Here is a 23,063-nt window from a genome sequence, read left to right on the forward strand (position 1 = left end):
AGTAGAGAGCGTTCCGTTCACGAAAGGCACCGCGTTTCTTGAGGTGACTGACGGCGGCGGTGGCGAGGCCGACGCATGCCATCAAAAGCCCCAGAACGATCAGGTAGTGGACGTGCTCGATCTGATCAGCCATCGGGGCGAATCGATAGATTTCAGTGGCAAGGACTGCGATGCAGGTTGATGCGACGGTCGAGTAGTCCTTTGCGATCACACGGCTGATGTTGAACGTCATCCCCTGTGTGGACTCGGCAAACCGGCTTAGGCGCAGCCCCCAGCGCGGAACATCGCGGCAGTAGGCCGTGTATGCGTCAGTGAATTTCGCCTCCAGGAACGCTTCCTCGGCGTAGACGATGCACTGATAAATGAAGGCGAAGAGAGCGATGCCGACCACGGCGACCAGCGGATTGCCGTGGAGGAGGAATATCCCGCTGTAGACGAGCATGTTCCCGACATAGAGGGGGTTGCGGCAGACGCCGAACATTCCCTCGGTGACGAGGTCCTTGGCATAAACCCGCTTGTTGAGACCGCCGCGCTTGATATAGGCAAATCCGATAACGGTTGCCCGCAGCGCCAGGCCGCAAATGATGACCAGCAACGCCAGAAGATCCTTGGCCCGCTCGGTCGCAGCACTTCCCATGACTTCCAGTGGCGGCGCGGCGAGCAGGAACAGCGCCACGATCAATAGCGGGAACACCTGGTTGCGGAAACGGAAGAAGAAGTTTCCGATCTTTATCATTGTCGTTTTCATGTGCCCCCGGCTTACTTAATGGCGACGATGCCGCAGAAATTGTACCAGCGGAAGAACACCTCGACGCTGCGGAAGCCGACCTCCTTGAGGAGCTGAACGTTCTCGTCCAGCCGGTAAGGGATCAGCACATTTTCGAGCGCTTCGCGTTTCTTGGATATCTCGATCTCCGAATAGCCGTTGCGGCGCTTGAAATCGTAGTAGTGCTGGATGAAGAGGCGGTTGAATGTCGTGTCCTCGCTGGTCAGCTTCTCCATCAGCAGAAGACAGCCATGGTCGTTCAGTCCCGAGTGGATCGTCTTCATGACGCGTTCGCGAAACAGCGGGCGAACGAACTGCAGCGTCAGCAACATCGTCACCACGCTTGCGTTCTCTATCGCCAAGCCGCGATGCAGGTCGACGACCTGAAGGTCGATCGAGCGGTTGGTTCCAGATTCTTCGATCTTCTGCGCTGCCTTGTCCAGCATGTCGGGCGCATTGTCGATGCCGATGAACTGCACGTCCGAACCGACCATGCCGTCGAGCGTGAGCAGCGTTGTGGCGGTCGAACAGCCTATGTCGTAGAGATTGGTGTTCGGCTGCGCAAAGTCTTGTGCCAGCTCGCAGACCATTCGCTGCATCTCTTCGTAGTACGGCACCGAACGGCTGACCATGTCGTCGAAAGCGTTTGCAACGGTCGCATTGAACGCGAAGTCTCCAACCGGACCTTGGCTGTTCGCAAACACTTCGTCCTTGTGATCCTTGCGCAGAATCAAACGCGTCGGGCTATCGGCCATGATTGTCCCCCAATCAGTTCGCAATGACGCCTGAGACCAAACCGGTCACCACGAAGGCGTCACGTTACAGTGCACTATATGCGTCGAAAAAACCTGACGCCTACCTGAACGTCCCCCGGATTATTTCAAATGAACGCAATTTTGCGTAACCCTTGCAGGCTACCACACCAAAGCAGAGGCAAGAAGGGGGTTTCAAACCTTTTGAACTCCCCTGGCAGCGTGGCGCGACAGGTGGCGAACATTTGGTCTCGATAACTAGCGTCCGTGTTTCGAAGATCCCGCAGGTTTAGAGCATGGGATTGCGATGCTGCGTTTCATCGATAGTTCTCAATGCGAGCTGAGCCCCAAGATTCCTGCGCAGCTAAAAGTCCGTGGAAGACGAGCGCCTGTAGGCGAGCGCCAGGTTTCTGTCGCCATGACCACTTGGCGAACCCTCACTTTTCATCGGTGTATGCCATGACCTCGGCGGGGTTAAGCGGCATTCGGCCTCGAAAGTCGTGTGAAACCGTCACGTGATGCCGATTAGCAACACCGGTTTCAGGCTGATGTCAGAAAAGCAGGTCATCCGGTGGCCATTGGTGGGAGGCAAGTCTCAGATTCTGAGGCCTCCTGCGTTGGCTGTTGCGGAGACATTGAGTTGAGCGAGACCACATCCATGCGTAGGGCGCAGGTTTTCCGACCTGAAATTGGAAGCGTTATGCTCTGTCTGCTGACGACGATCTATCTGCTGATCGCCACCAACAGGACCTTCTGGTCGAAGGCCTTTGGGTATTTTTCGGCCGATCACTTCGCCTTCGCCCTCTTCGTCCTTGGCATCGCCGCGGCCAGCATGGCTGTGGTCACCGCCCTTTCTGCGAAGTACGCAACTAAGCCGTTTCTGATCGTCTTCGTCGTTGCCGCCTCAGCGGCATCCTGGTTCACCGATGAATTCGGCGTGGTCGTGGATAAGGAAATGATCCGAAACGCCATGGTGTCGACTGGCGCAGAAGCGGGACACCTGATCACCGCGAGATTTGCTCTGCACCTGTTGCTTACCGGCGTTGCACCATCGCTCATCATCCTTTGGGTTCGGGTCCGGCATCGCCCCCTTCTCCAAAAGCTTGCTCGCAACACAGCCGTCATTCTGGCGTGTGTCGCGATTTTTGCGGTGGTGGGCCTCGGAGATTATCGAACATTCGCTGGTGTAGGGCGCGCGCACAAAGACATATTGGATACCCTCAACCCGTTCTCGCCCATCACCAGCGCGGTGAAGTTCGCCGTCTCATCAGGGCGCGACGCAAACGCGGTCGCGCAACCTCTGGGTACCGACGCTCACCTTGTTAACCGCAGCAAAACGAGCAAGCCTCGCGTGACGATTATCGTGGCTGGGGAAACAGCGCGGGCGGAAGATTTTGCACTCGGCGGATACAAACGAGACACGAATCCAGAGTTGGCGAGCCAGGGTGTGGTCTACTTCTCGAATACCAGCAGCTGCGGCACCGCCACCGCTGTATCGCTGCCATGTCTGTTTTCGATCTACCCTCGGACCGAGTACACTCATCGGAAAGGCTTGGAAACGCAAAACCTCCTTGACGTGCTCGGTCATGCGAAAGTGAACGTTTCCTGGCTGGACAACGATACAGGCAGCTACAACGTCACCGAGCGGGTTCCTTATGAGTACCTTCCAGATTCTGCAGACAAGCGCTTTTGCAAGGACGGTGAATGTCTAGACGCGATCCTCCTGGACAAGGTCGATGGATGGCTGGACCAGATCAAGGGCGACAGTGTGCTTGTCCTTCATCAGCTCGGTAGCCACGGTCCCGCTTATTTCGCACGATATCCCGATGAGTTTCGCCGTTTCCAACCGGATTGCCGCGCGAACGATTTCGGAAGCTGCTCGCCAGAAGAAATCCGAAATGCCTACGACAATACGGTACTTTATACCGACCATGTCGTTTCCACGGTGATTGACAAACTGAAACGACGTTCCGACCAATTGGCCGCATCCGTCGTCTATCTCTCCGATCACGGAGAGTCTCTGGGGGAGAATGGCCTCTACTTGCACGGTGCACCGTATTTCATCGCTCCGCCGCAACAGACACATGTGCCTTTTTTGGTCTGGCTGTCACAGGATTTGCAGACGTCGGCCGGCTACGACATGGGTTGCTTGGCAAAGAATGCCAACGGCCAGTACTCGCACGATAATTTTTTTCATAGCGTCCTTGGGCTGATGGACGTCGCCACCAAAGTCTACCAGCCAGAGCTTGATGTCTTTTCGGGCTGCAGGAAAGGAAATACACACCTCGCCAGTTCTGACGCGAACTTAGGCCGGAGGGAAAACAGGCCAGATTGACGATGCCGCAGAGGGCGGCCGCTTCGGGCGACCTTCTCAAGCGGCATGTTGGCCTTGCACCTGCGGAGCCGCAAACGGCAGCTATTGCTCTCGCAGTCGAACGCTTGTGCTTTCAGGTTGCCGTCAGTCTTATCGTCCACATTCAAACGGTGCTTTGATTGTTGAGGGTTGCGGTGAAGAACTTCGGCAAGACGCGGAAGAATAACCTCGCGGACCTAGCGATCGGGGGAAGCTGACAGGGGCCTGAATGTCGGCGCCCTCCTAAACTGCGGTTCAGCGGCGAGACGGCCCCGCCTCATGGAGTTGACTTTTCTCCCGATCCCATAATCGACATGGATTCGACGAGCAGCCTGTCTGCGCGAACATCGTCGTCATCGTTGCACTCCTCGACCGCGTCACCCATGAGTGCAATGACCCTGTGTGCGTCAGTATCAGTAAGGTTTTCAGAGGCTTGAAGGGCACGCGCCTGCCGTAACAACTGTTCACACGGAATGGACGCCCGTGCCGGGATCGACACGATGATGAAGCCCATCGCCACGATCACATTCAAAATTGAGGCGGCGACTATGGTCCTCATCTTCGGTTCCTCTCGGCAGGAAAGATGGGCGGCGAATTCGCAGAGCCGCGGAAGACTTCACTCTAGTCGAGCCCATATACTCCCACGTTTCGGAAAGCATACGTTTTCGTACGGTTCAGGTTGCGATGTAGACGTTACGCCCAATCGTTCACGGCCGATCGTCAGCCCTGCATCGATTGAGGTGTTGTCAGCCCCATCCAAGGCATGCCACCTTCGGCGCTGCTTTTCAGGTAGCGGTCAGTCCAGGTGGTCATAATGCGCTCGCATGTTTTGCAGCTTGCTCCATCACACCGCGGCGATGCGAAAGGGCGAACCTCATGAATGTCTTGTTGGTCGAAGATAATGCCTTGCTTGGAGACGCGGTTCGCGACCATGTCTGCGCAAAGGGTCATTCAGTCGAGTGGTGCTTGACACTCGCAGATGCAACGGTAGCAGCTGACATCGGTCACTACAGTCTCGTCCTGCTCGACCTGCGGCTGCCTGATGGAAGCGGATTGACACTTCTCCAGAGGCTGCGCACCCGACGAGATGCTGTACCAATCATCATTTTGACGGCGTACGATCAGGTTTCCGATCAGATCGGAGGTCTCTCGTGCGGCGCAACCGACTACCTCGTCAAACCATTTGGCTTGTCAGAGCTGGATCAGCGGATACGCGCAGCCACCGACCACGCTGGCCCTGTTCCTCGCGCGGGGGCTTAGCCACCCCTTGTTTGGGGCTGGCATCGGGGAGCAGGAGAACCGCCGGCCGAGCCGGGCGGTTCTTTCGACCACATTGGCAGATCAAAGGCCGAGCGCGGCTCTGAGCTCTGCGCGGGCGGCTTCGTACTCTACTTTGTAATCGTCATGTGTCATGATTGTCTGGGCAATGAGCATCCCAGAAATCCGACCTGCTTCGATGTCGCTGGCATAGTGAATGCCGCCTACGATCCGGTTGTGTCCGTATTCCCAGGCGCGAGCCATAATTACATCCCGCTTTTCGGGAAGCATGTTGGCAAGAACGACACCCATTAGGGTTCCCACCGTTGTGTGGCCGGATGGATATCCGCCCGACTTGGAAAGAGGGACGATTGGTTTGACCAAGTCAGGATAGAGGAGATGCGGGCGAGGGCGCTTCCAGGTATCTTTTGCTGGATCGACCACAGCAGCTTCCGTTTCAACAATGCGATCGAAAAAAGCTGAGAACTTCGGCAAACTCTCTTTTGAAAATTTGTCGTTGTTCACCACGTCCGAGAAACGCCAGATGGTTTCGTCGGCGTCGGCGACCGCGCGCGCTGCCATTTGGGGTGTGCGCGTGACCTGGAGCGTGAGTATTTCGCCGACCTCCGCCTTCGTCTGTGCGGAGTCATTGGCCGGAGGTGGCGGGAGCAGGCTTACGAGGCTGACTTCCTTGTCGTCGGTAAAGGGCTTCGCCTTGTCTTCGGCCCAGACCGGCAAAGCGAATGTGACCGAAGCGACTAGGCCAATAGCTATGAATTTCGATAGGCTGCGCATAAACAACTCCTGTGAGGGCAAGTAGCCGCGTTCCCCTAACGGACGTCTGTATGCGTATGATGACAGGAAGTCGCTTGCGATCGGAGCTGCGCAGGGAGCGAATGCGAAAGCCGCAGCGAGGACGAGAATTTGCGGTCGCTATGGAATGAGGACAGAGCCCACGAGACCCCACTTGTTGCCGCATTCCGGAAACTTCGTTGTATGAGACCATGAGGGTTCTGGTCGTTGAAGGCAATCATGCAGCGTTGCGCCGGGCCAATTACACCGTCGTCATCGCCCATAACGGTGAGGATGCAGAACCGCCTTGCCGTTGCGGAATACGCAATTGCTGTGCTTGATCTCCCATTGCCGAAATTGGGCGGGAGGTCTCTGTTGAAACGCCTTCTGCAGGCTGGAAATAAGATGCCGGTCGTAACGTACTCGCCGCGCCTCCCGTCGCACCCACGACCGGCTCAGAAAGGGGTGCGGCAATGGCCCTAGCGATCGAGCGGCCGATTGCCGCCACCACGTCCAACGTACTCCGACCCTCAGTAGAGACGTCATAGTCGGCAGACCAAACGACAACACCATCGGCCTTGCGAACCAGTCGCGCGACGGGTCGCATATGGCCGTCCTGCAACCGAACGCTTCCTTGCAGGACATAGGTCGGATCGACCTTTTGAGGAGCATCGTCCGGCGCGATCAAGACAAGCTCTGTAAATTTAGATAGATCGACGACTATTTCGTCCGTCAGTCGGCGCAAGACATTGTCGGATATATTGCCTTGTCCCGTGTCTTTGAAATGCTCTATTTTGATCACAGGCCGCCCTCCACTCGCGAGCGGCGACTTCGTTTCCGCGTTGTTGCGTTCGGCGAGCGAAGCGAGCACTACAGCGGCAAGAACGATCATCGACGCGCCGACCATGATCCAACGGATCAATCGACTTTCGCGCTTAGACGGCTCCGGCGAAGTTGCCTCCACGTCTGTTGCTCTGTTGGCGGCCTCTGCGCAAGTCTCGACAACTCTTGCCGAAAATATGGGAATGTAATGGCCTTTGGGAACAGTTATCACAACGTTGTCGGTTATTCCGGCTGTAAGGTAGTAGCGCTCAAGAGCGCTTCGGAGCCGGCCTGCCATCGCACGCACGCAAGGGTCGTTTGGTGCATCGAAGGAGTCGTTTCGATCAAATACCGACTGTGCGAGCGTGAAAGCCTTTAGGTACTGTGAGCGTCCAGCAAGCGTTTCACCAACGATGAACCGTAGGAAACTGCGCCCCCGATCGGGGATGATAAACTCGGCACTTAAAAGAATACGCTCCAGTTGTTCCCTGACGTCGTCGTCAGACGGGGGCGGTGGATGCACGCTGACAGTCGAATTTCCCATCGATGGGCCTCCCAACAAACATGCATTTAAGGGGGGGAAAGGCGTCAAAAAAGCGGCAACGCGGTTATTGGACGAACCAATAAAGGTATTTCTGATGCAGGGCGAGCCGAGCAGGCAACGAAATAGAACATACCGTACGGCCATATGGAGCGGCCGCGCTCCAGCTTCTTCGTAAACCAAGCAGGCACCTTGGCCATCGTGCCAGATTACCTTGATCAGCCCGCTCCGACGTCATCCCTTCAGGTCATCGTCCCGGACAACAAGGAACTCCCGAGGAGCTCAACGTCCAGCTTTTTGTTTGTGCTGAGGGCGAGGAGACCGGAAGCGAACTCAGACGGCGACCCAATCCCAGTGAGGAACGTTGCGCTCACAGGGCCGGCCGTTGGCTACCAACCCCTCGCTCCGGCGAGGACCCCCGTCGTCGGGCGAAACACGAAGATGCCCGGCCTGGAGTTTCTCGCACCCTGCCCGAGGGCCGCCAGTTGGGCAGCGTACTGGGGTAACGAAGCGAAACGGGCGTGTCCGAACCCGTCGGAGTCCTTCAAAGAGGTAATGTCGATAACGCGCACATCGTAGCGCTTAGCGGCGGCCCGCACCGCAGGATCGTCGGCCGACAGGCTTCCCACTCGCTTCCTTTCGCCTGCTATGAAGCTCGAGAGCCTCAAGACCCGGTCGGTGTTTGAAACGAGCAGGGTTACAGGGGTCGACAGTTTACCGATCGTCTCCATCTGCGTCCTGAATACGTCCGCGTCTATGTCTGGGGCGGCAAGGACGATGGAAAGCTTCTCCACGACATCGGTCCGCCCCTCGAGCTTCAACTGTCGCGCAGTCTCCATCACAAGGAAGCCTCCCATGCTGTGCCCGAACAACACGATCCGTCTGACGCCAGGCTGGGAAGCCAGGCTGATCAGTAGCGAAGCGAGGGCGTCTCGTGACGCAAGGCTCGAATCCTTGTCGGCGAGATAGGCAGTCGCCTTCGCCTGCGACGGCCACGAGAACAGAATAGGTATCGCCCTCAGGTTCGCATCGGCTGCGATCTGAGCAAGCCTGAACAAGCCTTCCTGGTAGCTGTAGTTGTAGCCGGGTACGAAAAGGCCGACTGAGCCGTCCCCCGCCGCAGCAGCGGCCAAGAGACGGTCCTTCGAAAGGCCAGTGCGAGACGTGACCACGAAGTCGGCAAGTGGATCAGGCGTCGTGTCCGGATACTCGATTGCGGAAGCCTTGTGAGCGGGCGGAACGGACAGCGTGTACCTCTCGAAGGTGAGTGCTTCTGCCCGGTCGCTGTCGAAGCTCCCATCCGGTGCCAGTTGCCGGTTCGTCGCCGAGAGAAGGACCACCTGCCTTTTTGCCGACGTGACGGGCGTCGCACTCAGGACGGTCGCATCAGGGCGGCTTGCGCAGCCTGCAAGAGTGCTGGCCAAAAGCGCGGCAAGCATCAGCGTCAAGCCCCGCGATGTTGTCTTCACCGGCAGCGATAAGATCATGTCCCGGCCAATCTCTGTTCGTAATCAGCAAGGGCAATCGGCCCTGATAGCGAAGCGGACAAACCAATCCACCACTTCGTCGTCGACGGGCGCTTTTCGTATGTCTTTCATTCTATTTACAATTTGAAATTGGAATTTGACAAGTGCTTTTGGCGCGCTATTCAGCCGCCACCATTTCCTCACGCGTTGCCGCAGAGGATTTGCAATCACGAAACGCGTTGTTGTCATCGGAAGCACGTTGATGGTCGTCTGCAATTTAACACAAAGCGTTGTTACGCGCGAAGTCTGCTTGCTGATGCTTCACCGCTGACCTAGTATGCCCAGGCACCCAGCCTGGACACCGGTTTTGGGTAGGTTTTAGAGGGGATTTTCACAATGCATGCATTGAAGCCTCTGTTCGCTGCCTTGGCGGCAATTATGTTCCTGGCGAGTTCGCCAGCAATTTCGACTGCGACGGATCAAGCGCAACAACGCCGCGCTGGGCGTGACGTCAAACAAGATACGCGTCAGAATTCACGAGACACCAAGCAGGATTGCCGCGCCGCCAATCAGCAAAGCAACGCGGCATGCCGTCAGGACAAGCACCAGACCAAACAGCAGGGACGCCAGCAATCCCGAGACATCAAGTACTAAGTAACAAGCACATATCAGCGTATCATACGTTGTCGTTGAGCCACGGGTCCCGGTCTGCGCCAACACCGTGGAATTCATCGGACGTGCTTTCTCCTGTGGACAAGTACCGCACCGGGACAGCCGTGGTACCGGTTTTGATTGCTGTACGGGAGACAGGCGCGCGCTGATGGTGATGAATTACGCGAGCGCTCACGACAACTGTTGCGCTCGGGTTTTCCTGCGAGGGCAGTTTCCTGTGGCCGACTTGCTTCCGTAATGGGTCGCAAGACTGCTGGGGGGAATCGCGACATCATTCCTCGTCATCATTCCTCGTCATGGCGCTCAACCCAACCAGTCCGCGCGGCGATCAGCCTGGCGACCAAGGAACGATGGACACTGTACTCACCCACACCATCGGCTTTCTTGGCGCAGCTGTTATCGTTGCGATCATTGCCCGACGCATGCGTCTCCCATACACGGTGGGGCTCGTTCTTGCCGGGCAGGGTCTTGCCGTGCTGGGGTTCTCAACGGGTGCAATGACACACGACTTCATTTACGACGTCGTCCTTCCGCCCCTGTTGTTCGAAGCGGCCCTGAGTATCCGCTGGCGCGAGCTTCGACGGGATATGCTCCCGGTTGTAGTGCTCTCAACTCTCGGCGTGGTCATCACAGCAGTAGTTGTCATGGCAGGCATGATAAAATTCCTTGCTTGGCCGGCGGAAGCCGCCGTCGTTTTCGGTGTGCTGATTGCTGCAACCGACCCGATTGCAGTTCTTGCCATGTTCAAGGACACCGGCATCAAGGGCCGCCTCCGTCTTTTGGTCGAGAGTGAAAGTCTTTTCAATGACGGTGTTGCAGCGGTCTTGTTCGTTCTTGTTCTAACCTGGGCACAGGCGACTGGCGGTTCGCAGCTTAGCGCCGTGGCTGTGGGGCGCACCCTCGCGTTAATGACAGGCGGAGGCATCGTGGTTGGCGTTCTCTGCGGCGCAGCAGCCGTTGCGCTTGCTGGGCGGACCTCTGACCATTTGGTACAGGCCGCACTGACCGCCGTTGCTGCGTACGGTTCGTTTCTGCTTGCAGAGAACCTCCAGTTCTCTGGCGTGCTTGCGACTGTCTCCGCCGGTCTTTTCATGGGTAATCTCGGTGTTCTGAGGGAAGACAAGAACCGAAACATCTTTTCCGCCGGCGCTCGCTCCTTCGTGATTGGCCTATGGGAGTTCTGTGCATTCTTAGCAAACTCTCTGATTTTTCTACTGATTGGTCTTAGTCTGGCGCCTCTTATCCGTGTTGACCCGCAGGCCATGGTGCTTGCAGTCGGCTTGGTTCTCGTGGGGCGGGCCCTTTCGGTTTATCCGGTATGTTTATTCTTTCGGGCTTCGACATGGCGCATACCGTTGCGCGAGCAGCACGTCCTCTGGTGGGGTGGACTGCGAGGGGCGCTGGCATTGGCATTGGCTCTTGCACTTCCGCCTTCCTTCCCACACGGCAATGAGATACTGGCCACGGCATTTGGCGTTGTCGTCTTTTCGGTGGTCGTGCAGGGGCTCACCATGCCTTTCCTTCTGCGGAAGCTAAAGTTCTGCAACAAGGACAAGAGCATTCGCCGCCAGACCTGAGAGGTATACTGCTTGCAACGTATCCTCGGGAGCCCAGCGTCAGGCTGGCATCGCAATGGTGGGTGGGGCAAGGCGCGTGCCTGGTTCGCGCCGCTTCGCAGAAGGCGGTTCGCGCGAGGTAGCTGATCAGTTGATCACTCGGTGTCCACTTCTGTTCCCCCGATCGTGGCAAAAAGCCTTTGCATTCGCAGGATAGCGTCAAAGCTCTTCGCCGAGCTCCTGTCGATTCGTGGCCAATACGGCCTGATAGTTCGGTCACCGGAGGGTCAAACTCGGTGGAAATACCGGGTCAGGTCTCCGTGGAAAAAGCCGGCAGGGAACAAGCGCGCGGGCTATTGGCGATGGCGGGAACGTGGATCTACGAGGTTCGCGGAATTAAACTCGACCGCGCACTGAGTGGTCGAATTTAATATGGTCCTGTGTGTGGATGCCGTTGAGCGCGGGGTCGTGACCCGGTACATGGTTCAAACGGGGTTACCATCGAAACCGACAGGCGCGACTATCTCCCGCATAACAGTTGAGGAAAACATGACTGGTGGGTACACCTCTATGCCGCCATTGAACGCCCTTGTGATATTCGAGTATGCGGCGCGTCTTGGCAGCTTCTCGCGTGCAGGTCAGGAGGTCGGGCTGACCCAGAGCGCTGTCAGCCGTCAGATCGGCAAGCTTGAAGCTTTTATCGGCTCCAAGCTTTTCATCCGCTTGCCGGGGGGCGTGCAGCTCACTGCGATAGGCGAGAGCTATGCGGCGGACGTCAGCCGTCTCTTGGGTGAGTTGGGCGCAGTAACGGATGGGCTCCGCGCGTGGTCCGGTCCGCGCCAGATTACGATAGCCTGCTCGCGCGGCATTGCGGACCAGTGGTTCCTCTGGCGGCTGGGACAACTGAAGCAGGACATCCCCGGCATCGAGGTGCGGCTACGGGTTACAGACGACGTTGCTCATCTGCGTCTCGATGAATTCGATCTGGCACTATTCTATCGGAAAGAACGACCGATTGGCGTCAATCTGACCGTGCTCGCGCGCGAGGAAATCGTTCCCGTCTCGGCCGCCGGGTCGCCCAATATCATGGATATCGAAGCACCCCTACTGATCTCCATAGAGGATTCGATGCGCGAATGGCAGGGTTGGCCGGACTGGTGGAAGGACGCCAGATTGAAGCCCCCTGCGAATGCACTGGAGTGGCGCCTTGGCGACTACGGCCTGTGTGCGGCGGCGGCCGCACAGGGCCTTGGCATCACGCTCGGCTGGACATGGTTGATCCGCGAGCAACTTGCAAATGGAACACTCGTGCCGGTTCACGGCCACCTGATGCGATCTGACGCATACTTCTACCTGATGCGTCCTGCGGATCGCCATCAGCGCAAGATCGTACGAGAGGTGTCAGAGTGGTTGGTGGCTAGCAATGGCGGCAGCTACGATGACGTGGAATCATAGGCATCCGTCGAAAGCGCGCCTAGCGGCCAGCGCGCCCGACGCGAAAGCGCACATAGCCGATGATAGTGAAAATCAGCCAGGCGATCTGGGTCACCAGTGATCCAAGGTTGAAGTTACAGGACAGCGAATAGATCAGGCAAATGCCGCCAAGAACGTTCAGCAGCGTTGTTCTGCTGTCCTCGACAGACAGAACACGCAGTTGAAGCAACGCGTAGGCCGTTAGATAGAAGACAGCGCCGATAAGGCCGACGATATCCGGCAGACTCATTTGATCCTCCAGGATCGGTATGATGCACAAAACGAACGAGCTCTCGCGAACGGAAGGATGCTCATTCGACCGCTCGATGATGTTCCTTTACCCCGGCTGAGAGAAAAGCCAATGCTCACAAATGGCATGACCCCATGATTAAAAGTCATACCGGAGAGGCGTTTTTCCGGTCTAGTCATGCCTGGTGATGTGCGCTAGGCCAATCGCATAAATTCGATGGCGAATGCCGTGCACGAAGGGAACGACGAAATGTCCGACAACAAGACCAAGTTTGAATTGACGCGCCGCAGCTTCATGGCGGGTACTGCAGGGCTTGGTATGGCCACGGCCGGCGGGCTGTTCGGCATGCCGGCTTTTGCCGCTGCCGAAGAGAAACCGAAAAAGGGCGGCGTTCTCAAACTCGGCATCGGCGGAGGCAGCACGACGGACAATTTCGACCCGCGCATTCTCAAGGATTGGGTGCCGGTCAACCAGGCCTACATGGTCATGAACGGGCTCGTCGAAATCGACGCCAACAACAACGCCGTCCCGGAACTCTTCGAGAGCTGGGAACCCAATCCGGGCGCAACAGAATGGACCTTCAAGGTTCGCCAGGGCGTAACGTTCCACAATGGCAAGACGCTGACTGCCGACGACATAGTCTACTCCCTCAACCTGCATCGCGGTGAAACGACCTCGGCAGCACGTTCCACCGCCGCCCAGCTTGTCGACGTCGTCAAGGTGTCCGACAGCGAAGTGAAGATCGTGCTTGCGAGCGGCAATGCCGACCTGCCTTATATTCTCTCCGACTATCACTTCCTCGTCGTTCCGGACGGCTGGACCGATTTCAACAAGCCGGTCGGGACGGGGCCCTTCGTCTATGATAGCTATCAGCCCGGCGTTCGTGCCCGTTTCAAGCGCAATGAGAGCTACTGGAAGCCAAACGCGGCGTGGGTCGATGTGGTCGAAGTCATTGTCATCAACGACATTTCAGCCCGCACCAACGCGATGATGTCGGGCCAGGTTCACGCCATCAACCAGCTCGACTTCAAGACCGTCGATCTCCTGAAGCGCAACCCGAACCTCAACATCGTTCAGTCGGCAGGTGGCCAGCACTTCACGTTCCTGATGGATTGTACCCAGGCGCCCTTCACCGACAACAATATCCGGCTTGCCATCAAGCATGCAATCGATCGCGAGCAGCTGCTGAAGACCGCCCTGCGGGGCTATGGACGCATCGGCAACGACCATCCGATTCCGAGCACTGATCCCTTCTACGCGGCCGATCTGCCGCAGCGCGCCTATGATCCGGAGAAGTCAAAGTTCTACCTGAAGCAGGCTGGTCTCGACAGTCTCAAGCTGTCTCTTTCCGCTTCGGACGCTGCCTTCTCCGGCGCGGTCGATGCTGCGGCGATCTTCCGCACCAGCGCGGCTGCAAGCGGCATCGACGTATCGATCAAGCGCGAACCGGCTGATGGCTATTGGGACAACGTCTGGATGAAGGCGCCGTTCTGCATGTCTTACTGGGGCGGACGCCCGACCGCCGACCAGATGTTGACGATCGCATATTCCTCCACGTCGGCCCAGAACGATACGCACTGGAAGAACGATGCCTTCGATGCCAAGCTGCTCGAAGCTCGTGCGCTGCTCGACAAGGCCAAGCGCAAGGAGATCTACGCCGACCTGCAGGCAATGATCTCCAATGAGGGCGGTGCGATGATCCCGATGTTCGGCGATTATCTCGATGCAACGTCGAAAAAGCTGAAGGGCGTCACCACCCATCCCATGTTCAATTTCATGGGCGCACGTCTTGCGGAAAAGGTCTGGCTGGAATCCTGATGACACTTCTTATCCTCAGGCGGATCGCCCTCGGGATCCTGACCCTACTTCTGGTATCGGCGTTAATTTTCGCCGGTACCCAGTTGCTGCCCGGTGATGTCGCCTCCGCGATCCTCGGTCAGAACGCGACGCCGGAGTCGCTTGCAGTCCTTCGCGAACAGCTTGGTCTCGATCTGCCGATCCTGCAACGCTATGTCGCCTGGCTGACCGGTTTCGTTACCGGCGATCTCGGCAATTCGCTCGCCAATCAGCAGCCGGTTGCCGATCTTCTCTGGCCACGTTTCTATAATACGATGGCGCTTGCCGCTTTTGCGGCAGTGATCAGCGTCCCGGTCGCGATCATTCTGGGTTTGGTCAGTGCGGTCAAGCGAGGCAGCCTCTTTGATCGCGTCGTCAATATTCTGGCACTCGCCTTCGTATCGCTGCCGGAGTACTTCCTTGGTCTGCTGCTGATCCTGTTCCTGTCGATCCGCTTCAACCTGCTGCCAAGTCTCGCCGACACCTATGATGGCATGAGCTACTTCGAGTGGATACAGGCAACGGCACTCCCCGCCCTCACGCTCGTACTTGTTACCGTCGCGCAAATGATGCGGATGACCCGCACCGCGGTCCTCTCGGTCATGGACCAGGCCTATATCGAAACAGCCTATCTCAAGGGGCTGCGCACCAAGCGTGTGGTCACGCGTCACGCGCTGCCGAACGCCGCCGCGCCGATCGTCAACGTGGTGGCATTTAACATCGCCTACCTCATCACCGGCGTCGTGCTGGTCGAAGCGGTCTTTAACTACAATGGATTGGGTCGCTTCATGGTCGATGCTGTCTCCAAGCGCGACCTGCCGCTGGTACAGGCTGCCGCTCTGGTGTTCGGCGCGGCCTACGTGGTTCTTAATATCATCGCCGATGTCGCTGCCATCGCTCTCAATCCGCGCCTGAGGCATCCCCGATGAGTACCACCCGCAAGCCCATTCCCGTGACGGCCTGGATCGGACTGACGATCGTCGTCGTGAACCTGATCTTTTTTTCCCTCGGGCCGATGATTGCGCCCTATGGCCAGGAGCAGATCGTCGGCGCACCGTTTGATCCGCCGTCGGCCGATTTCTGGTTTGGCCTCGACCAGAACGGGCGCGATATGGTGTCGCGATTGCTGTTTGGAGCGCAGATGTCGATCGGCGTTTCGATCTCGGCCTCGCTGCTTTCGTTTGCCATCGGGGTGCCTCTGGGTTTCCTGGCGGCGATTTTCGGGGGCTGGGTCGATACGGTCCTTTCGCGCATCGTCGATACGGTGATGTGCATCCCGGTGCTGATCTCCGCCCTCGTCGTCCTTCAGGCGCTCGGTTCGTCTCTGCCTGTGTTGATTATTACCATCGCTCTGCTCGATTCCACGCGCGTCTTCCGTCTGGCGCGTATCGTTGCGCAGGGTGTCAACGTGCTCGAATATGCCGAAACCGCTCGCTTGCGTGGCGAAGGCCTCGGCTGGCTGATCCGCAAGGAAATCCTGCCGAATACGCTGCCGCCGCTGATTGCCGAGTTCGGGCTGCGTTTCTGCTTCACGTTTCTGTTCGTAGCGGGCCTGTCGTTCCTCGGCCTCGGGATCCAGCCGCCCTTTGCGGACTGGGGCGGCATGGTGAAGGACAACCAGCAGGCCATCCTTTATGGGCTCTACGCACCACTTTTTCCGGCGGGTGCGATCGCGATCCTGACCGTTGGCGTCAACCTCGTCGTGGATTGGCTTCTTGCCAGCCGCACCACCATGCAGGGAGCCGACAGATGAGCGACGACACGATCCTTTCCATTCGAGGCCTGGTGGTCAAGGCTCCAAACGGTGCAACGCTGGTCGACGGGATAGATCTCGATCTTGCACGCGGCGAGGTTCTCGGTTTGATCGGCGAATCCGGTGCCGGAAAATCGACGATTGGCCTTGCCGCGATGGGCTACGGCCGCGGCGGCTGCCGCATCGCCGCCGGGCGTATCGTCATCGGCGAAGTGTCGATGATGGACGGCACGCGTGCAACGAGGGAAGCCGTACGCGGCGCCCGCATTGCCTATGTCGCGCAAAGTGCAGCTGCCTCCTTCAATCCGGCCAAGCGCATCGGCCAGCAGATCATGGAAGGGCCGCTCTACCACGGCCTCATGAATCGCGGCCAGGCGCAGGCCTCGATGTTGGAGCTCCTCACCGCGCTGCAATTGCCCGACCCGGAAACATTTGCGAACCGCTATCCACACCAGGTGTCCGGCGGACAGCTCCAGCGTGCCATGGTTGCCATGGCAATGTCCTGCCGCCCCGACATTCTGGTGCTCGACGAGCCGACGACCGCACTCGATGTGACCACCCAGATTGAGGTCCTTGCACTCCTTCGCGATCTCATACAGCGATACAATACCGCCGCGCTCTACATCACGCACGATCTGGCCGTGGTCGCGCAGATCGCCGATCGCATCATGGTGCTGCGTCATGGCAGGAAGGTCGAACTGGGCACTGCCGAAGAGGTCCTGGAGGCTCCACAGGAAGACTATACACGCAAGCTGGTCGCGGAGCGTGAGGCAAGCATCGTCGGAGACCGTTCCGTCCATGAAGCCGGTGCCGTCCTTCTGGAGGTGAGGAACGCCGTTGCCTATTACGGCAAGAAGCAAGTGTTAAGCGATGTGTCCTGCCATATCCGTCGCGGCGAGACCCTGGCCGTGGTTGGCGAATCCGGCTCCGGAAAATCGACACTTGCCCGCGTTATCGCCGGCCTCCCGCCGCACTCGTCCGGCATGATCAATCTCGACGGTCATCGGCTTGCCGCGAGCTATCGCAGCCGTTCGCGCGAGGAACTTCGCCGCATCCAGCTCGTCTACCAGCTGCCCGATGTCGCGCTCAATCCGAGGCAAACCGTCGCCGAGATCATCGGGCGCCCGATGGCCTTCTACTTCGACATGACCGAAGAGCAGCGCACGAGCGAGGTAGCGCGGCTTCTGGATCTTATCGGCCTGCCGGGCGATTTCATCGAGCGATTGCCAGGCGCGCTTTCGGGCGGCCAGAAGCAGCGTGTCTGCATTGCGCGTGCACTTGCGGCAAAGCCGGATCTCATCATTTGCGACGAAGTGACATCGGCGCTCGATCCGTTGGTGGCCGAGGAAATTCTGAAACTGCTGCGCAAGCTGCAGGACGAACTCAAGGTTTCCTATTTGTTCATCACGCACGATCTCGGAGTCGTAAAACGCCTTGCGGACCGGACGATGGTAATGCAGCACGGCAAAGTCGTCGAAGAGGGCACGACCGCCGACATCTTCAAGCCGCCATACGCGCCTTACACCGAGCAATTGATCAGCTCCGTTCCGGAGCTGAGGCGCGACTGGCTTGATGACGTACTGAAGTCACGCGGCCAGACGGCCGCCTGACAACTCTCCCTATTTAGCCTGGAAAAGAACGATGACCGTGACGATTCAAGAACACATCTGGATCACGATGAGCGACGGTGTACGCCTCGGCGCGCGCCTCTGGCTGCCTGACGGAGCGCAAAGCACCCCGGTTCCCGCCGTTCTGGAGTATATCCCCTACCGCAAGCGCGATGGAACACGCGGTCGTGACGAGCCGATGCACGGCTATTTCGCCGAGAACGGCTATGCCGCGATCCGTGTCGACATGCGCGGTACGGGCGAGTCGGATGGTCACATGGCCGACGAGTATCTGAAGCAGGAGCAGGATGATGCGCTGGAGGTGATCGCATGGTTGGCCGCGCAAACCTGGTGCGACGGCAATGTCGGCATGATGGGCAAAAGCTGGGGCGGTTTCAATGGCCTGCAGGTCGCAGCACGCCGTCCGCCTGCCTTGAAGGCAATCATTACCGCCTACTCGACCGACAATCGCTTCACCGACGATATTCACTACATGGGCGGCCTGCTGCTGAACGACAATCTTTGGTGGGGCACGATCATGCTCGCCTATCAGAGCCGGCCGCTCGACCCTGAAATCGTGGGCGAGGAATGGCGTGCCCGCTGGATCGAGCGTCTCGAGAAGCTGCCCTTCTTCCCCGCACTTTGGCTGGAGCACCAGCGCTACGACGACTACTGGAAGCATGGCTCGGTTTGCGAAGACTGGTCGGCGATCCAGTGCCCCGTATTGGCGGTCGGAGCCTGGGCAGACAGCTATACGAACGCCGTACCGCGCCTGCTTGAAAACCTTCAGGTGCCGCGCCGTGGAATCATCGGCCCGTGGGGTCACGTGTACCCGCAGGATGGCGCACCTGGACCCGCCATCGGCTTCTTGCAGGAGGCGGTGCGCTGGTGGGATCACTGGCTGAAGGGCAAGGACAGCGGCATCATGGACGAGCCGATGCTCCGTGCCTATCTCAACGATACTGTCGAGCCGACCGGCTCGCGCGATTTCACTGCGGGCCACTGGGTCGGCGAGGAGAGCTGGCCCTCTGCAACAATTGCTCCGCATATACTGACGCTCGGCTCGGACCACAGTCTTACCGAAGGCGCAGCACGTTCCGGCGTCCTCTCGATCTCATCGCCCCAAAGCCACGGCAAAGCGGGTGGTGAGTGGATGGCAACGGGGTGCATCGGCGAGCATCCGACCGATCAGCGCCTGGATGACGGCGGCGCCCTCGTCTTCGACAGTGCTGCGCTGGATGCCGCTGTCGATATCCTCGGCGCCCCGGTCGCCAGGCTAAAATTCTCGGTGGATCAGCCAGTCGCACAGATCAATCTGCGTCTTTCGGATGTGCTGCCGGACGGCCGCGTGACCCGCGTCAGCTACCAGGTATTCAACCTCAATCATTGCAATGGCCATGACGTGCCCGTCGCGCTCGTTCCCGGGGAAGTCTACGAGATTGCAATCAAGCTCAACGACTGCGGTTACCGATTCGAAAAAGACCATCGCATCCGGCTGTCGATCGCAACGGGCTACTGGCCGATGGTGTGGCCATCGCCGGCAGCCGTGACGCTCTCGGTTCTGACCGGCGAGAGTGCACTGGAGCTTCCCGTCCGGCCGGACTGCAAGGCGGAAAGGACTATCGCCTTCGAAGCGCCCGCACACGGACCGTTGACTGCAATCACGCAGCTTGACAAGGGCAGCGTACGACGCTGGACGACGCAGGATCACGTGACCGGCGAAACCACCTACGTAACGGAAGGCATCGGTGGCCTCTTCGGAGAGGGCGTTCTACGGTTCGACGACATCGGCACGCAGCTCAGCCACAGCCTGAAGCGCGAGCTGAAGATCCGCGACGACAACCCGCTGTCGGCCCGCTATGTGCTCACCCAGACCTACGAGATGGGGCGCGAGGGCTGGATGATCGAAATAACCAGCCGAACCGAGATGCACTCCGACGTTGCCAATTTCCATGTTTCCGGCGTGTTGGAGGCAAGAGAGAACGGTGAGATCGTTGCGACCCGCCATTGGGAGCAGGCAATCCGGCGGGATTTCTTGTAACGGCTGTGCGACCGCGACACTCCCATCATGTCTGGTCAACGACACGACAATGATGGAACTGAGGTTCAGATCCCGACAGCATTGATTGTAAGTCTCCGTGCAATCGGCCCCCGCGGCCGAACGCGCGGGGCGTATGAACGAAACAGGCGAGCGCCTTCCCGGGTCGTGTGGAAATCAAATGACACGGCCGACGGATCTCGATTTGGCCTATCTGACATGCATTCCAGTTGGGTTTCCGCGCGTTCACGATGACGGCCGGGATCGATTTGGAGGCTGGGTCACAACTTCCCGAAGGCCACGCTTTTCCAACCCCAGCCGGCCCGATGCGCGGCGTCAACTAGGGGCGTCTTCATTTCGGCGGTATTGAAGCGATATTCGTAAACCTTGCCGAAGGACAGATCTTCCTTGAAGGCGAAGGCCGTGTCGAAGCTCATTTCCCACTTGCGACCGCGAAACGCTTGAGCCCTCAACGCAAGCGTGGGCACGCCGGCGCGCCATTCGACCGACCATTCCTGATCGACGGCGCGGACTTCACAATTGGAAGCATCCAATTTCATCAACACCTTAAACACCCTCTGCAGCCCGGCTTTGGCAAATAATTCGTACCAGGGAGCATCAACGATCTTCCATTCGGCGACGAGATCGACGCCTTCCGGCTTTCCGTCACGAATGATGAACGGCGCAGTCTTTCTGTTGATGGCGAGTAGATTATTGCGAAGCGCTGCCGTCGATTGGCGGTCTACGTCCTTCGGCGCTGGTTTATATCCTGTCAGCCAGTCGAACAATTTCACGGCAGGTTTCCTCAATCAGCGGCGCTTTGGGCAATCCTTATAGTGAGACACATTAAAAAATCGAGATCATTGGCGCTCCGTAAGCAGCTTGATGTGGTGTTGGTGCGAGGATCGCAATCCAGTCTTTGATGACGTTGGTCATTTTGTTGCACCAACGGTCGATCACGCAAACCCCTTACGGTTTGCTGGTCGCTCGGCTTTTGCCGCCGATTGAAGCGGATCCGAAATCTTCGGCGCCTTGGGTGCCTCCTCTTTCTATGCGCGGCCTGAATGCGGATGGCACGGTTGTCTCCGGTTCTGCTGATAACAACTTCGGATCTCTGGGCGCTCTCACTCGCTCTGGTTGTCGTTGAAGAAGCGTTGCCAAATGCAAGTGTGCCTGAGATTCAGCAATAGTGCGTCATATCTGGCGTCGACGTGTCCGTTCTCAGTGGAAATCAACAGCCGACGCCCCGAATTCGAAGGGATCCTGTCTGTCGCTTTGTCGATGGGAGGATTCAACGACCTGACGAGCGCAGGCTAATCAATGACATCTCGAGGCAAAGGGCGTGCCGGTCGACGTACTTGCCGGAGATGGTAGCGCGTTAAGGGTATCGGGCTTGCGCGCGTCATCATCGGACGGCGAGCCCAGCATGATTCTACCTTGGTGCGTCAAGGGACCGCAGATAGCAGCAGGAATACAGCAAAGATCACAAGATGGATTGCGCCTTGCAAAACCGTTGTTCGTCCCGTGCCCAAGGTGAGGGTCGAGACGAATAGCGTCAGCACCAACAACGTCGTGTCCGCAGCGGATATTCCGAGTGACAGCTTTTGGCCAAGGATCAGCGATAGGACCGCAACCGTCGGGATTGTCAAACCGATGCTGGCGATTGCCGATCCCAAAGCGAGATTAATGCTGTTCTGGAGCTGATTTTTGATGGCAGACTTGGTGGCAGCAATGCCTTCCGGCAGTAGAACGATAGCAGCGATCACGACACCAACGAACGAGTATGGGAGCCCGGCGGAAGCAATGCCTTTGTCCAATGCGTATGACAGACTCTTGGCAAGCAGGACTACCGCCACAAGGGAAACCAGAAGCAACCCGAGACAGGCAAGGGCATCTCTGTCGGAGGGGTTTTCGTGATGCTTCACTTCCGCACCTTCCTCGATATCATCGAGAAAATAGGCACGGTGCTTGACCGTTTGCACAAAAACGAAGACGCCCCACAGTACCAACGAAGCGATCCCAACAAATATCGCTTGGGTCGGCGAGTAGGACGGACCGAGTACTGTCAGCGTGTAGTTTGGCAGTATCAATGCCAAAGACGCCAGCGTGCCGAGCACCGCCAGCGCTGACGACGCGCCCTGAAGCTGGAAAGTCTGCTCGAAGTGCCTCTGTCCTCCCGCGACGAGGCAAAGACCGACGACCCCATTGAGGACTATCATCACTGCGGCAAACACCGTGTCACGCGCGACTGCGTCGTTTCCCTCCGCACCGGAAACCATGATCGATACAATGAGCGCCACTTCGATGACCGTTACCGCGACTGCAAGAAGGATCGAGCCAAAAGGTTCGCCGAGCTTAAGGGCGAGGACTTCGGCGTGATGTACGGCGGCGAACACCGCAGCGGCCAACAGCACACCTGCGACGACAAGAAACGCGGTTGCATCCGGAGGAACGACATCTAGAAATTTGAGCGCCAGAACCCCGGATGCCAGTGTCGGCGCGATCCAGGTCCAAGCTGGGATAGCGCGATTTGCGTGTGGCATCCGGTCATCCTTGTACAATGTTTAGGGGCCTTGCCGTTTGCGCAACGGGCTCATCACTCCGCGAGCGTCAGAACCTAATCAAAAAGCCAATTAGAACCCCTCTGGTGAACTACATTCCAGCGAAACTGGTTGCCGGTAAAGTCGTCCGCCCCGAAATATCCTCCAAGAGGTGCTTGAGATCGCCACCGGTCCAAGAAAACATCTATTGCACTCTCTGCCTTTGCCGGCGGAAGTTCCTGATGACGGCGGTGTGCGCGACCTTGGGGTGTCGCCCGATCAGAAATGGTAGAGCGCGTGGTCAGCACCCCCAAAACCCCTGGCAGGCATCACTCGCGGATCATGATTTGGTGGATGAGATCAAAGCGATCCTCACCGATTTGCCGACCTCCGGATCGTCGCTGTGTTCCCGAGCCGACTTGCGCAACTCATTCTCCCGGACATCAAGCACACGGGCCGCAGGGAGAGATATCAATCCAAATGGTCGAACAGGTGAAGCTAGCCGCTATCCTTGCCGCGGATGTAGCGGGATTCAGTCGTCTGGCCGGTGCGCACCAGGATCGCACCTTGGCAGCCCGGGGCAATTACG

The 23,063-nt window shown here is 58.1% G+C and carries 19 protein-coding genes; 10 read left to right on the forward strand and 9 right to left on the reverse strand.

The window, feature by feature from the left end; genetic code table 11:
• Both AC1D2R_RS16860 and cmoA read right to left on the reverse strand, forming a co-directional pair.
• On the reverse strand, positions 1 to 736 hold a 736-nt coding region (locus AC1D2R_RS16860; protein ID WP_477968564.1), incomplete at its 3' end, for a methyltransferase family protein.
• Between the two features lie 23 nt (positions 737 to 759).
• On the reverse strand, positions 760 to 1,521 hold the full coding sequence (cmoA, locus tag AC1D2R_RS16865; RefSeq protein ID WP_477968566.1) for a carboxy-S-adenosyl-L-methionine synthase CmoA: 762 nt from the start codon (positions 1,519 to 1,521) through the stop codon (positions 760 to 762).
• A gap of 655 nt (positions 1,522 to 2,176) precedes the next feature.
• Here cmoA and AC1D2R_RS16870 point away from each other — a divergent pair.
• Entirely contained in the window at positions 2,177 to 3,853 is a 1,677-nt protein-coding gene (locus AC1D2R_RS16870) for a phosphoethanolamine transferase (protein WP_477968968.1), read from the forward strand.
• Between the two features lie 295 nt (positions 3,854 to 4,148).
• Here AC1D2R_RS16870 and AC1D2R_RS16875 read toward each other — a convergent pair whose 3' ends face one another.
• On the reverse strand, positions 4,149 to 4,430 hold the full coding sequence (locus tag AC1D2R_RS16875) for a hypothetical protein (RefSeq protein WP_477968568.1): 282 nt from the start codon (positions 4,428 to 4,430) through the stop codon (positions 4,149 to 4,151).
• Positions 4,431 to 4,747: 317 nt separating this feature from the next.
• Here AC1D2R_RS16875 and AC1D2R_RS16880 point away from each other — a divergent pair, with 317 nt between their 5' ends.
• The gene (locus tag AC1D2R_RS16880; protein ID WP_477968569.1) at positions 4,748 to 5,131 is read left to right on the forward strand and encodes a response regulator; all 384 of its coding nucleotides are present in this window, start codon (positions 4,748 to 4,750) and stop codon (positions 5,129 to 5,131) included.
• 81 nt (positions 5,132 to 5,212) lie between these two features.
• On the opposite strand, the gene AC1D2R_RS16885 is transcribed toward AC1D2R_RS16880, so the two are convergent.
• The 3 genes from AC1D2R_RS16885 to AC1D2R_RS16895 form a co-directional block, all read right to left on the reverse strand.
• The gene (locus AC1D2R_RS16885; RefSeq protein WP_477968571.1) at positions 5,213 to 5,923 is read right to left on the reverse strand and encodes an acid phosphatase; all 711 of its coding nucleotides are present in this window, start codon (positions 5,921 to 5,923) and stop codon (positions 5,213 to 5,215) included.
• A gap of 259 nt (positions 5,924 to 6,182) precedes the next feature.
• The gene (locus AC1D2R_RS16890; protein ID WP_477968573.1) at positions 6,183 to 7,286 is read right to left on the reverse strand and encodes a hypothetical protein; all 1,104 of its coding nucleotides are present in this window, start codon (positions 7,284 to 7,286) and stop codon (positions 6,183 to 6,185) included.
• Positions 7,287 to 7,672: 386 nt separating this feature from the next.
• Positions 7,673 to 8,770 (reverse strand): alpha/beta hydrolase, encoded by a 1,098-nt coding sequence (locus tag AC1D2R_RS16895; RefSeq protein ID WP_477968575.1) that lies wholly within the window; start codon positions 8,768 to 8,770, stop codon positions 7,673 to 7,675.
• Between the two features lie 375 nt (positions 8,771 to 9,145).
• On the opposite strand from AC1D2R_RS16895, the gene AC1D2R_RS16900 reads away from it, so the two are divergent.
• The 3 genes from AC1D2R_RS16900 to AC1D2R_RS16910 all read left to right on the forward strand — a co-directional run bounded on the left by AC1D2R_RS16900 (position 9,146) and on the right by AC1D2R_RS16910 (position 12,432).
• A complete protein-coding gene (locus tag AC1D2R_RS16900; RefSeq protein WP_477968577.1) occupies positions 9,146 to 9,403 on the forward strand; it encodes a hypothetical protein in 258 nt (85 codons plus the stop codon).
• Positions 9,404 to 9,771: 368 nt separating this feature from the next.
• Positions 9,772 to 10,998, forward strand: coding sequence for a cation:proton antiporter (locus AC1D2R_RS16905; RefSeq protein WP_477968579.1), 1,227 nt, complete (start codon positions 9,772 to 9,774; stop codon positions 10,996 to 10,998).
• A 528-nt stretch (positions 10,999 to 11,526) separates the two neighbouring features.
• Positions 11,527 to 12,432, forward strand: a complete 906-nt coding sequence (locus tag AC1D2R_RS16910) for a LysR family transcriptional regulator (protein WP_477968581.1) — start codon at positions 11,527 to 11,529, stop codon at positions 12,430 to 12,432.
• A gap of 19 nt (positions 12,433 to 12,451) precedes the next feature.
• Here the strand turns inward: AC1D2R_RS16910 and AC1D2R_RS16915 are convergent, their stop codons facing one another.
• Positions 12,452 to 12,700, reverse strand: a complete 249-nt coding sequence (locus AC1D2R_RS16915; protein WP_477968583.1) for a CBU_0592 family membrane protein — start codon at positions 12,698 to 12,700, stop codon at positions 12,452 to 12,454.
• Between the two features lie 249 nt (positions 12,701 to 12,949).
• Here AC1D2R_RS16915 and AC1D2R_RS16920 point away from each other — a divergent pair, with 249 nt between their 5' ends.
• From AC1D2R_RS16920 to AC1D2R_RS16940, 5 genes are read left to right on the forward strand one after another with little or no spacing between them, the layout of a single operon-like run.
• Complete coding sequence (locus AC1D2R_RS16920) at positions 12,950 to 14,518, forward strand: ABC transporter substrate-binding protein (protein ID WP_477968585.1); 1,569 nt, start codon at positions 12,950 to 12,952, stop codon at positions 14,516 to 14,518.
• A complete protein-coding gene (locus AC1D2R_RS16925; protein WP_477968587.1) occupies positions 14,518 to 15,465 on the forward strand; it encodes an ABC transporter permease in 948 nt (315 codons plus the stop codon). The genes AC1D2R_RS16920 and AC1D2R_RS16925 overlap by 1 nt, the downstream gene beginning before the upstream one ends.
• Positions 15,462 to 16,289, forward strand: a complete 828-nt coding sequence (locus AC1D2R_RS16930; RefSeq protein ID WP_477968588.1) for an ABC transporter permease — start codon at positions 15,462 to 15,464, stop codon at positions 16,287 to 16,289. Before AC1D2R_RS16925 ends, AC1D2R_RS16930 begins: the two co-directional genes overlap by 4 nt.
• Positions 16,286 to 17,899 (forward strand): ABC transporter ATP-binding protein, encoded by a 1,614-nt coding sequence (locus tag AC1D2R_RS16935; protein ID WP_477968590.1) that lies wholly within the window; start codon positions 16,286 to 16,288, stop codon positions 17,897 to 17,899. Before AC1D2R_RS16930 ends, AC1D2R_RS16935 begins: the two co-directional genes overlap by 4 nt.
• A 31-nt stretch (positions 17,900 to 17,930) precedes the next feature.
• Positions 17,931 to 19,937, forward strand: coding sequence for a CocE/NonD family hydrolase (locus AC1D2R_RS16940; protein WP_477968592.1), 2,007 nt, complete (start codon positions 17,931 to 17,933; stop codon positions 19,935 to 19,937).
• A gap of 278 nt (positions 19,938 to 20,215) precedes the next feature.
• On the opposite strand, the gene AC1D2R_RS16945 is transcribed toward AC1D2R_RS16940, so the two are convergent.
• Both AC1D2R_RS16945 and AC1D2R_RS16950 read right to left on the reverse strand, forming a co-directional pair.
• Positions 20,216 to 20,728 carry a hypothetical protein gene (locus AC1D2R_RS16945; protein ID WP_477968594.1) on the reverse strand — a complete coding sequence of 171 codons (513 nt, stop codon included), beginning with the start codon at positions 20,726 to 20,728 and terminating at the stop codon, positions 20,216 to 20,218.
• A 651-nt stretch (positions 20,729 to 21,379) separates the two neighbouring features.
• The gene (locus tag AC1D2R_RS16950) at positions 21,380 to 22,477 is read right to left on the reverse strand and encodes a calcium:cation antiporter (protein ID WP_477968596.1); all 1,098 of its coding nucleotides are present in this window, start codon (positions 22,475 to 22,477) and stop codon (positions 21,380 to 21,382) included.
• Positions 22,478 to 23,063 lie beyond the last annotated feature (586 nt).

This window comes from Rhizobium sp. P1_C7, from assembly GCF_056406295.1.